Origin of the sequence: Bythopirellula polymerisocia (assembly GCF_007860015.1) — a bacterium.
Taxonomy (GTDB): domain Bacteria; phylum Planctomycetota; class Planctomycetia; order Pirellulales; family Lacipirellulaceae; genus Bythopirellula; species Bythopirellula polymerisocia.
Map to the genome: position 1 here is coordinate 834,142 of NZ_SJPS01000002.1, position 12,607 is coordinate 846,748.

Annotated in this window: 7 protein-coding genes; 6 read left to right on the plus strand and 1 reads right to left on the minus strand. The window is 52.9% G+C overall.

Going from position 1 to position 12,607, the window contains the following annotated elements:
• Positions 1–20 precede the first annotated feature (20 nt).
• The 6 genes from Pla144_RS09410 to Pla144_RS09430 all read left to right on the plus strand — a co-directional run bounded on the left by Pla144_RS09410 (position 21) and on the right by Pla144_RS09430 (position 9,559).
• Positions 21–1,925: a PEP-CTERM sorting domain-containing protein gene (locus Pla144_RS09410; protein ID WP_146450385.1), complete on the plus strand. Its 1,905-nt coding sequence runs from the start codon at positions 21–23 to the stop codon at positions 1,923–1,925.
• 190 nt (positions 1,926–2,115) lie between these two features.
• The gene (locus tag Pla144_RS09415) at positions 2,116–3,873 is read left to right on the plus strand and encodes a PEP-CTERM sorting domain-containing protein (protein ID WP_146450386.1); all 1,758 of its coding nucleotides are present in this window, start codon (positions 2,116–2,118) and stop codon (positions 3,871–3,873) included.
• A gap of 184 nt (positions 3,874–4,057) precedes the next feature.
• A complete protein-coding gene (locus Pla144_RS24530; RefSeq protein ID WP_197530532.1) occupies positions 4,058–4,234 on the plus strand; it encodes a hypothetical protein in 177 nt (58 codons plus the stop codon).
• Positions 4,231–4,656: a transposase gene (locus Pla144_RS09420; RefSeq protein WP_146450387.1), complete on the plus strand. Its 426-nt coding sequence runs from the start codon at positions 4,231–4,233 to the stop codon at positions 4,654–4,656. The genes Pla144_RS24530 and Pla144_RS09420 overlap by 4 nt, the downstream gene beginning before the upstream one ends.
• A gap of 46 nt (positions 4,657–4,702) precedes the next feature.
• Positions 4,703–8,221: a G8 domain-containing protein gene (locus Pla144_RS09425; protein ID WP_146450388.1), complete on the plus strand. Its 3,519-nt coding sequence runs from the start codon at positions 4,703–4,705 to the stop codon at positions 8,219–8,221.
• Positions 8,222–9,559, plus strand: a complete 1,338-nt coding sequence (locus Pla144_RS09430; RefSeq protein ID WP_146450389.1) for a hypothetical protein — start codon at positions 8,222–8,224, stop codon at positions 9,557–9,559. It begins immediately after the preceding gene.
• A gap of 487 nt (positions 9,560–10,046) precedes the next feature.
• Here the strand turns inward: Pla144_RS09430 and Pla144_RS09435 are convergent, their stop codons facing one another.
• Positions 10,047–12,527: a glycoside hydrolase family 2 TIM barrel-domain containing protein gene (locus Pla144_RS09435; RefSeq protein WP_146450390.1), complete on the minus strand. Its 2,481-nt coding sequence runs from the start codon at positions 12,525–12,527 to the stop codon at positions 10,047–10,049.
• Positions 12,528–12,607: the final 80 nt, after the last annotated feature.

Genomic DNA, 12,607 nt, shown 5'->3' on the forward strand with positions numbered 1-12,607 from the left:
TATTGCTGGAGGTAAATCTAATGAAGAAGATTTTTCAGACTCTAAGTTGCGTCGGCATCGTGCTGGCCGCCAATACTTTACAGGCGGGAGACGCCTATCTTGATGGTTTTGCTGCGGATGGCACAACGCCTGCCCCCACCGTATATCATCCTCTCCTCATTGCGGACTTCGAGGGTGGCCTTAAGCAGGGTTGGTCGGACCAACGCACTACAACCCAATCTATTGGCGGTGTTCTTACAAACGTAAATGCGCCACTCGATGAAGTTGACGGCTACGTCTGGGCCCGACTTGCGACTTCTCCACTGCCTGGCGTTCCCGATTCGTTTATGGTGGGTGATCTTCCCGGGCAGTACGATATGATTCAGTTCGACATCCGGTACGATGTCCTGCCTCCCTCTGCTACCAGCGGTGGCCTTTTTCGCGGACGGCAGTTCATGTGGGAACCCCCAGGTGTTCATTCATTCTCCTTCCATAACAATCAGGCCGCGGGTACTCCTACCCATCCGGCTGACAATAATTGGCACACCCACGTCATCCAGCGTGACTTTAATGACGGCGCTTGGGATGTGGAGTATGAGCGTGTTCGTATCGACCCGGTCGACTACAATAGCGGCGAGCCCGTCTCTTCTGTTCTAGGTGCGGTTTTTTCGATCGACAACATTATTCTCGGCCGCAGTAATCCCACGGAAGCGTTCCCTGCGATTTCCGTTTCAGTGCCGAATATCATCAAGAACGGCGACCTCTCAAGCGTCAGCAATAAGGTGGACGGCCCAAACACTAACGCACACGACATTAATGGAGGCCACGGTAATTTCGGCCCCTTCCGAGGAAGCTCTGTGGATGTTGATCACTGGGCGCCCTACAACGACGACCCCAACGACAGCCCAACCACTGACGCGTTGATTGCTGGCGTTGCTGATGGTGGAGAATTGGATCTGCTCAATCTGGCCGGTACTAATCAGGGCTCCTACTATCTTGATACTCACTGGAGCGAGAGTGCTGAATGGTTCTCTCTGAACTCGGCACAGGGCTATCTCAATGGAATGATCCAGACCGACATCCTCAACGGCGTGACCATTGATGCTGGGAAGACCTATGAACTCGCGTTCGACCTGGATTTCGGAAACCGACCGAATTCTGCTCCCAACACCACCTTCACGGTCGCGTTGACAACGGGTGCGGATCCTACCGATCTCGGCTCGACTGCGGCGATATTCACTTCGACTATGGATTTGCTCACCTCGGGCGATCGACATTCGGTATCCATCTCTGGTGCTGACCTTTTAGCCGCTCAAAATGGCAGTAATCCTGTGAATCTGGTTCTCCAGAGCGTCAACACGACGGCTATCCCCGGCTTCCCCGGTTCGGTGGTTGCGGATGACCATGCCAATAACACGATTGTCTTTCAGGTGCAGCCCGACAGCTTCTTCCTGGGCCAGGTTTACACCCCACAACCCGGTGACGTGAACAAGGATGGTTTGGTCACTCAAGCCGATGTCACGTTGGCACAGCTCTACCACGACGGAAATGGCGGTGAGACCGCTATGAAGCGGCAGGACGATTTGGCAGCCCTCCCGTCTGCACCTTTTGCGGCTGACATCCTGGCTTCGTTGAATCTGGCCGATTTTGACTTGGTCGCCCCATTCGACTACTTCGATCAGGCCGACGTAGATGCGATTGCTGCCTTGGTTGTTCCTACTCCTGGTGATTTCGATGGAGACGGCGATGTCGATGGACGTGACTTCCTCGTGTGGCAACGTGGGGGAACGACGCCGCCGTTAAGCAGTACGCTGCTGGGGCAATGGCAAGCCAATTACGGCGTAGGCCTATCAGCCGTAACCACTGCCGTGCCCGAGCCTACCTCACTTGTACTGGTGGGGTTGGTATTGTCGGCAACCACGGTTTGTGGCCGTCGTCGTGTTTAAATAGGAGTAAAGAGTACGACTCGCTTCGTGCTTGTCACGTGAGCAGAATGCGGGGGAGCGCCGGGGCAGAGCGTCCCCCGCATGTTTATTGTGTTAACAGAGGTCGAGTGGAAAACCCGTTTATGGGTTTGCCCGGCAAATTTAAATTCAAATTACTTGTTACTTGCACTTGTTTCCGGAGGTAGATCTAATGAAGAAGATTTTTCAGACTCTAAGTTGCGTCGGCATCGTGCTGGCTGCCAGTTCTGTACGTGCCGAGACTGTCTTTCTTGATGGTGTTGGCGCCCCGACTCTTAGCGACCCTATTGTCATCGGCGACTTTGACGATGGCACGACTCAGGGTTGGTCTCAGGTGCGCATCGATGCGATCGGATCGGTTGGTGGCACGCTTCAAAATACGAACCCAGGCGGGCTCGGGAGCGATGGGAACGCCGACTCCTACGTTCGTGCCAATATGACGAGCGCAAATGCTCCCGCTGGCAATCCTAACGACTTTACGGTCGGTAATCTTCCCGGGCAGCACGACATCATTCAGTATGACCTCAGGTTTGACGTCCTCCCTCCTGAGGATCCCGGCCAACCAGGTACCGGTAACATCAATCCGGCTCTTAAGGGACGGATTTTCTTGTCACCAAACGGAACCGATGGAGAAGACACTTACGACAATGCACATCTCCAATCACTTGTTACCAATAACGACAATGGTTTCCATACTCACACCTTGGTACTCGACTCTGGTGACGCGGCGTGGGGAAAAGTGAAGGACCAAGTTCGTTTCGACATACTCGATGGCCTCAATAACAACGCGGGCAATTCGGATAGCGTCTTAGGGACAAAGTTTTCGCTCGACAACGTCCTACTCGGGCGCAGCAATAACGTACAACCGTTCCCTGCGGTTTCCCCTGTCCAGCCGAATATCGTTAAAAATGGCGACCTCTCCAACACCAGTAATGTGGTACTTGGTGGCACAAACACTGGCGCATTCAACATCAACGGAGGCCACGGAAATTTTGGCCCCTTCAGAGGCAACACTGGGGACGTCGATCACTGGACGCCGTACAATAATGACCCAAACGGGATCGTAGCAGCCGTAAACGGCCCAGATGGCACGGGGCTGAATCTGCTTCATTCGTCCAATGGTAATCAGGGCTCTTTCTATCTCGACACTCACTATGGCATTGGAACTGAACAGTTCTCTTTGAACTCGGCTGGAGGCTATCAAAATGGTCTCATTCAGACAGACATTCTCAACGGAGTGACGATTGATGTCAGCGCAACTTATGAGTTGGCATTCGATATCAACTTCAATGCAGCTAGACCCTCTAACCCGAATTCTAACTTCAAGCTTGCATTGACCGTAGGGACGAACTCCACCGATCCTAACACGGCCGTGGCTGGTTCAGTCTTCGACAAGCAATTGTCGGACATTACCACCCAAGGTACGCAAACCTTGTCCATTAGCGGTGCAGCTCTCAAGGCCGCCCAGGACAGCGGTGACCCGGTGAACCTTATCTTTCAATCACTCGCCAATACGTCGATTGTCAACTTTCCGGGCACTCCTGTGCCGGACAACCATGCCGATGGAGCGGTCTTCACCCAGGTAACGGTTGATAACTTATCGCTAATCAGGACGTTCGCCATACAACCCGGTGACGTGAACAAGGATGGTTTTCTCACCCAAGCCGACGTCGATCTGGCACAGCTCTACCTGGACGGAAATGGCAGTGTGTCCGCCGCCGATCGCCAAAACACGCTGATAGGGCTGGGCAATAGCTCAGCCGATGTGCTGGCGTCGCTAAATCTGAATGATTTTGACGTGACCGGTAACGATTTCTTCGACGCAGCCGACGTAGCAGCGATTGCCGCTGCTGTGCCCGAACCTACGTCGTTGGTGCTCGTGGGGTTGGCATTGTCGGCAGTCACCCTGTGTGGCCGTCGTCGAAGCTAGAAGATTGTAAAGTTGTACGACTGACTTCGTGCTTGTCACGTGAGCAGAATGCGGGGGAGCGCTGGGGCAGCGCGTCCCCCGTATGTTTATTGTGCAAACAGAAGTCGAGTGGAAAACCCGTTTATGGGTTTGTTCGGCTAATTTCTATTCTGTTTTCTTACCTTTGCTTTGGGAGATAGGTCTAATGAAGAAGATTCTTCACGTTTTATGCTGCGACAGCATTTTGCTGAGAGTCAGTTCTGCACGCGCTGAGAGTAACTTTATTGATGATGTTGGTGCCCCGACGGTTAGCGACCCCCTTGTTATCGGCGATTTTGACGATGGAACGACTCAAGGTTGGACTCAGGTGCGCAGCAGATGAAGGCGGAAGGCTACGAGCAGGTGTTCAAGCGCTCTAGGTGGTGTCTGCTAAAACGGCCGGAGAACCTGACCGACCAGCAGACGATCAAGCTGTCGGAACTCCTCAGGTATATCCTCAGGAGCGTCCGGGCTCACCTGTTGCGGGAGGACTTCCAGAGGTTCTGGGAGTATGGGAGCCCTGGGCTGGCTCCGCGCCTCCCCCGTTTTTGTTGGGCTTGCCGCGAAGAATATTCCACCGCTGATAGGCGTGCTAGGGATCGTACTTGGATCGGAAATGCGCATATGGAAAATGACAACGAAAATATCGCAAAAAAGGCTAGCAACTATCCTTTTTGGCTGTCCAATTTCGCATTTTCAAGGCGCATTGCCTATGGACAGATGAAATCGGATCGTGCGACTGCATGCCGCGGATGCTATTCCTGAGGCAGCTCGCATTCCTTGAACCCTTACCGACCGAGGCAAAACTGTAATGGGGTATTTTCTTGAGACTCTGCGCGGGTTTCGCGGCTCTCTCTCCAAGTCGACTAAAGTCAGGCGAACCGACCACTTAGCATCTGCGGGGCCTTCAACTTTGCGGTTTGAAACACTAGAGCCTCGTGAACTTCTGGCAGTAACCACTGCCGTTCAATCGGGCAATTGGCATGACGCCAACACCTGGAGCAATGGCGTTCCCAGCCAAACGTCACGGGCCATCGTTTCACAAGGCACGACCGTAACGCTAAATGGCACGAACCATGTTGCCGACAAAATTGTTGTGCACGGTCAACTGGTCGCTGCGGAAGGCGCGGTCAACTCTCCCAACAAGACGCTTGCAGCCGACTGGATTCATGTCAACAGCGGCGGGGTCTTCCAGATTGGCACCGCAGCCAATCCGTACGACAACCATGGCTTCATCCTCACACTCACCGGGACAAACCCGAACGCCGACCACACCATCGAAACGGCTTCCGGGACGATGCAGATTAGCGACAATGATGGATTCCTCATGACGGCCATGGGGGGTCGCCTGCAGTTCTTCGGCGAAGAGAAACTTAGTTTTACCAAGCTGGCTACGACAGCGCCTCAGAATTCGGCAAGCATCATCGTCGAAAATGTGATTGAGCGTAATTTTGACGGATCAACGTCAGCCAACTCTGATGGCACGCTCAATTGGGAGGTTGGCGATCAAATTGTGATTGCCAGTTCGTCCAATGACTACGCCGATGAGGAAGTGCGGACGATTACAGGCATCAGCGTTGCAAGCAACCGCACAACGCTGACGCTGAATTCGCCGCTAAACCACAGACACTACGGAGAAATCGAGTACTACCGAAACGGTGAGCTAAGCATCGACATGCGAGCCGAAGTCGCTTTGCTCAATCGCAGCATCACGATCCAGGGAACCCAGGACACCGACTCGAGCTTCGGCAACCGGGCGAACTACGGGACCGGGTCGGGGAAAAACCTGGGCATTGGCGCGCATACGATGATCATGCCAGGGTCGGGTCAAATCACCATTGAGGGCACCCGCTTCGACAAGATGGGGCAGACCGGCAAACTTGGACGTTACCCCGTTCACTGGCATGTTGCCGGAAATCGCGCGGGCGACATTCTGCGGAATTCCAGTATCACCAATTCGAATAATCGCGGCGTAACGGTTCACGGTACGCAAGGTCTGCTGCTGGAAGCGAACGTGCTGCACGACATTCACGGGCACGGGGTGTTCATGGAAGACGCCGCGGAATTTGACAACCAATTCTTGAGCAACATAGTTTTCGGGATTCACAGGGTGGGCGGAAGCGGTGGAAATGCAAATGATCCCTTTATTGTTCCCGGGATCACTCGTGGTTCCGACGGAAAAGTGAATGGCGAGGCTCCGCGAAATGGAAACGGTGAGGGATCGCATGATACAGGGCAGCAGGTCACCCAGCGATTTTTGAGTTCTGCGTCTTACTGGATTACCAACCCGGACAATACGTGGGTTGGCAACATTGCGGCGGGGTCTGAGGGAACCGGGTTCTGGTTTATCTTGCCCGATCGGGTTCTTGGACTCTCCAAAGACACCGGACTATATAACGGGATGAATCCAGGAACGATGCGGCTAGGTGTGTTCGACAACAACACGTCGCATTCGTCTCCGGTCGGACTGACGTTTGACCGTGGAGCTGATATCAGGGGTGGCGGTAGCGTGGGTTACACCCCAACGCAACGGGCGACCTTCAATAACTATACTGGCTACAAGCACAACGGCACTGCGGTCTACCATCGCGGCAGTAACGTCACCTTTGACGGCAGCATGTTTGCTGATGTCAGAACCGGCTCGTTCAATACGTTTCAACAGATCGAGCGGAACATTCTTTTTGTGGGGCACAGTCAAGGCAATGCCACGTTGTCGCAGGATGTTGGTGGCTACAAATTGTACGATGGTCCCGGTGAAATTATTGGGGCTCACTTTGCCGGGTTTGCGGAAGCAAACGCTTACACGTTTGTGAACACTGGCGGTGCCCATAAGCACGCGATGCCGCGAGCCTCAGGCATCACGTTTGAGGATGACGGAACTGCTGGCCATTTATCGGTTGGTATTGTTCAGGATTTCGTTAACAACACGCCAGTCAACGCTGCGGGGCGCCCCGATGCGATTTCAGGCATTGTATTAGACGTCGATGGTTCTTTGACGGGACATGCCGGTGGTGGTGCTGGACATGTGCTGACGCCAAAAATTAACTTCTACCGGGATTCCACCGATCTCACTCCGGCTGGCTGGAACGCCTATATCAGTGATGATCGATTTGGCTATCTACAATTGGACACGATCAGTGGGGCAGGCGATTTTCCATTTTTCGACGTCCGGAATGGCGACGACCACCGTTTGCGAGTCAATCGCCGCAATATCACCAGACAGCGACTTTACACCAAGTTGAATGCGGGCGACTACACATTCACATTTACCGAGTCGGTGCCAACAGAAGGGTTCACCGTCAAAATGGATGTGATGCGCGGTCAAGAGTCCGGGGACTATTCGGTTTATCGCTTCAAGGGTGTGGGGACCGATTACAAGCCGACCTCCGGGGCATCTCAAACCTCTCTGCAAGATCTTCGCAACGCGACATCAAACGCTTATTTTCGCGACGCCGGCGGTGACCTCTGGATGAAGGTGTTTGAATCTGGCGCTACGATCCAGATCAGGCCCACCAACGATCCGCTTCCGTCGGATGATCCGGAAATCGAGGGGCTGTTTTTGGTGGCTGCCGATCTTGAAGGTGACCCCGATATTTCCGCTTTGACCGAAGGCATGGTGATCAACCTGACCACACTGCCGACACCAAACTTGAACGTTCGGGCGAACGCAAATGCAGAAACAGGGAGCGTTGGATTCAATCTGTCCGGGCCTTCACCCCACACCCAAACTGAAAGTGTGCTTCCTTACGCGCTCTTCGGAGACGCCGGTGGGGATTTCCATTCCGAAACGATGTTGCCAGGCAAGTACACGCTAGTTGTAACGCCCTACACATTGAGTGGATTGGGCGGCACGGCGGGTGAATCGGTGACGATCAATTTCACGGTCATCGAACCGGTTCAATTGCCATTTAATGAACTGACTGAAGATCAGACAGTCCAGGACGGAACCATCATCCGAGCCGAGGAATTTGATGAAGGCGGTCAGGGCGTTGCCTATTTCGACACAACCCCTGGCAACTCCGGCACAGGCAATGATGCCCGGCGTGATGAGGACGTTGATCTTCACGCCGGGAGCATCTTCGTCAACAGCACCGTCGATGGGGAGTGGCTGGAGTTTACGCGTGATGTCGTTGCTGGCGTCTACGATATCAACGTCAACGCATGGTCAAACAACCCGACGGCCAAGGGCATTCGATTGTTGATCGCCGGAAGTGCTTTATCCGATACCTTTACCGAACTTGGATCGGTAGAGATACCCGACACCGACGACGTCAGACTTGATCACCTTATTCCGGGGATTGATTTAACTGCCTGGGCCGGCGAGGACTAGGTGTTCCGAGTCGAATTCTTTGGCGAACAAGACGTTGTCATTGCTCCGATCGACGCAGAGTTGGCGAGCGTAGGCGGTTCGTATATTCAATATGGCACAATCGTCGACATTGAAACCGGCAACACGAACGGCGACAACTGGTATAACGGCTCGGGCCTGGCGGATCCTACGATTGTTGAAACCGGAGATCCGATCCCCGCCGTTTGGCCAGAACATATCTCGGGGAATTATTCGTCTCGGGTCTCTAGAATTCGCAATGCTCCTGAAGCCAATCAACTTACGTTTGATCTGGGCGGTACGTTCGACGTCAGTGGAATGGTGTTGTGGAATAGCACCGAGCAGCATGACTCGGAACTGCAGACAGACCGAGGCTTTGAAAATACCCGGTTGTCCTACTCAACCGACGGTGGCGTAACGTTTGTTGGAAGCGATCTACTGACCTGGACCGAGCGATCTGCCGACGCCTCGGAGAACCAAGGCGGTACTCCCTCGTCGCCGGTCGCCATGTTCGGCCCCGAAGTCCAGATGCTCCCTGCGGAAATGGAGGGCGTCACCCACATTCGCATGCAAGTCGACAACTTCTCGTTGAACGGGTCCGATAACATTCTCATGGCTTCCGAAATCAGGTTCATCGGCAAGGTAGCTAACCAGGTTGGAACAACTCTCGGCCTCAAACTCAACACGCTTGAGTTCACTCGCATTTTGACCGCAACTGCGGACTTCGATAGTGACAACGATGTCGATGGCGCTGACTTCCTTGCCTGGCAGCGGGGCTTTGGCGACGTCTACGACGGAGTTGACCTTAGCTTGTGGAAAGAACAATATGGTACAGGTAGCGTTACTGCTCAACTGGCGGACTTTGATAGTGACAACGATGTCGATGGCGCTGACTTCTTAGCATGGCAGCGGGGTTTCCGTACAACGAGCGCCACATTAGCCGATGGCGACGCCAACCTCGATGGCAGCGTCGACGGCATCGACCTGTCGTTGTGGGGGACAAGCTACGGCCAGACCACCGCTGGGCAGGTGGCCAGCGTCATAGAACCATCTGAAGTCATAAAAGAACCTGCGTTAACTCTAAGATCAACGCGTACCGAACTGATTGATGCAGCAATGGCATTGGAATGGATTAGCAATGAACCGAAAGAGGAAGCTAGCTTCGCCACCGAACCAATGGTAGGCGAAGCGGCATTCGACAGAGTCTATGATGCCAACAGGTTGTCTCTTACAAACAGCGCCGCAATTTGTTCTGAAATGCTGAAAGCAGTGGTTGAAGAAGCAGCGGATTACGATGAATTATCGCTTGCTCTAGACCTTCTGGACCGTGCGTTCGGATAAGTCATAACGCTTACAGAAGTAAGGTGCGGAATTCGCCGACAGCTGGTTTGCTGGAGTGAGCGACTGTCTTGATTGTCAAGCAATGGAAGCAAGCCTGCTGCACTAACCCCGACTCTCTCACTTAGGCTGGTACTACACTTGAGGGAAGGTCAGGGCTACTTCATGGCGACGAGCGGAGATGGGTTTTTAAGCAGTTCGCCCCAAGCACCGTCGCCACCCTCGCCTTTTTCCATGGTCGGTTCGCAGTGCCGGTTACACAGACCCCACGCAAGACTCGCTTCCAGTTGCTGGTCAAACTCTATTGGACAGGATTCTCACCCGCAAGGCTCCGATAAAAGGTTTCAGATTTGCAAATTAGATTTCATTCCCCATTCCAAGCTTAGCTTGGCTCAACTGATGCAACCGACAATTAGCTCCTACAATCAACTCACTCTCACCATACTGCTCTATAGTTCAGCACCACCATCAACACTGTATTTACGCAGGCTTATTGATTTGTAGTTGTGATTTCGACTTTTTCGGATGCAAGTCCATTGGAGATCGCCTCGACGGTAGCCAAACCTTCTTGCTTGCGACTCTGGAGAATCAGCAGACATTTCCCGTTAAAGGCTCTTCGTTGATTGATTTTCGTTGAGACCATATCCAACGGATCTCCGTTATCAACACCGATGTTATCGGCCGGGCCTGATATTTTGAAAGTGATGAGGTTATTCGCGTTCGGCACGAAGTTTCCTTCTTGATCCAATACATTACATTCCAAATGCACACAACTGACTCCGTCGGCTGCCACCGTTTTCTTGTCGGCAATCATCTGTATTCGCGCGGGCTTCGATGCGGTTTTGACGATGCTTTCCGCTATCACGGTTCCGTCCGTGCGCGCGACAGCTTTTAGCGTGCCAGGCGCATAAGGCACATCCCAGGACAAATTCATTTCATCTTCGTTTAGCTTCGCTCCGAGCGATTTATCGTTCAAGAAGAGCTCCACCTCTTCGGCGTTAGAGTAGGTCCAGACTGGGATGACTTTTCCATCTTTCCCAGGCCAAGTCCAATGCGGAAGAATGTGCACTATTGGTGTTTCGGTCCATTGACTCTGGTAAAAGTAGTAGTGGTCTTTTGGGAAGCCACAGAGGTCGATGATGCCGAAGTTCCAGAACCGCGAGGGCCAACCTCTGATGGCTTCGCCCAAATAATCAAAACCAGTCCAACGAAACTCACCGGCAACGTAAGGAAGGCTGGCGGTTCGACGCCACGAATCTCGGGCGCTGATCCGCACGCTAGAGTTATCATACGAAGAAGAATAAAAATGTGAGACGTTTGGAAATACCTCTGATTCGGTCAGGTCAGCGACCGGAATACCTTCTTGAGGTGCTCGCATCTCCGTTTTGGTTTTATAGACTCCTCGCGTTTGAAAGGAGTGCGGCACTTCGGTGGCGATGAATTTACGGTTCGGATACGTTGCCTTGTCTTTTTCGTAAAATATCGATCCGCCGCCCCCATTGTATCCGGTCATATCCAGCATGGAAGCGAATCCGGTTGCGTTGGCGAGGTGAATAAAGCAGCAGCCGCAGGTGATCGGACGCGTCGTATCTAGAGCGCGAACCGCCGCCATGATCGGCAAGAGTCGCTTTGGGCCTTCGGGGTAACACTGATCCGGAATCTCGTTTCCAACACTCCACAGGAAGATACTGGGATGATTCCGATCACGGAGGATCACGTCTTCTAAGTCCTGTTTCCACCATTTCTCAAAGTAGCGGTGATATCCATATTTAACCTTCCCTTCATCCTTCAGCTTCTTGACCCACGGCCAGGACGCGATCCATTCGTCGAAAATTTCATCCATCACCAAGAATCCCATTCGGTCACACATGTCGTAAAACTCGGGAGCGGCAGGATTGTGCGCCGTACGAATGGCATTGCAGCCCATTTCCTTAAGCAAGACCAATCTGCGGTGCAGCACGTCGTCCGGAACAGCTGCACCGACAGGACCGCCGTCGTGGTGATTATTGACTCCTTTAACTTTGATATTCTTCCCATTTAGCCAGAAACCGGTCTCGACTTCGAATCGGATATCCCTGATTCCGAACGGAGTTTCATAGGCATCGATCATCTGATTCTCAGACATCAGCTTCGTGAGCAACAAGTACTGGTGCGGTGATTCGATCGACCATAGATCCGGTTTCGGAACGTCGAAGTTTTGCCGAACGGTTGCTACTTTGTCCGTGGCAATCGACGCGCTTTGCGACTGTTCCGCGATTTTCTTCCCGTTCGGATCGTAGACCTCAGAAACAATCACAACCTGTGTGGTCTTGGCCGCGCTATTTCGGATCGAGGTCTCGATCTGAACTGCTGCGGAATCTGCAGTCACGTTATTGGCGATCACGTAAGTGCCATGCTGGGCGACGGATACCTTGTTGCAAACGTTTAGCCATACATTGCGATAAATCCCACAGCCAGTATACCAACGACTGCTCGGTTGTGCCGCATTATCAGCACGCACTGAGATGACGTTTTCGCCGTCCTGCAAGTGAAGAGTCAAATCGTAGGTAAAGCCGACGTACCCGTTCGGCCGTTTTCCCAGCAGCCGGCCATTGATCCACACTTCACTGTTGCTCATGACACCATCGAACTTGATCTGTACTAGCCGGTCTTTCCATGCCGGATCAAAAGCAAACGTTTTTCGGTAGTAACCTATGCCACACGGGTAGTAGCCCCCCTGACTGCCAGAGGGATTATTTTCTTCGATGGGTCCCTCAATGCTCCAGTCGTGAGGTATCCTCACAGCTTCCCACTGAGAATCATCGAACAGTACGTCGGACGCTTCCGGATGCTCTCCGCGCTGAAATCTCCAGCCGGAATTAAAATTAACTTTCCGTAATGAAAGAATCTCATCCTGTACCGCGGCGTGGCTCCAGGCAGACGTTTCCATGGCAAAAAAAATGATCTGCAAGCCAATGAGAATAATTTTCACAATTCTATTCCTTCAATTCGTTCATGCGGCTGTTAGTCACCTGCGTCAAAGGTTTAAAGGGAGTAGTAGCGGATTAGGTA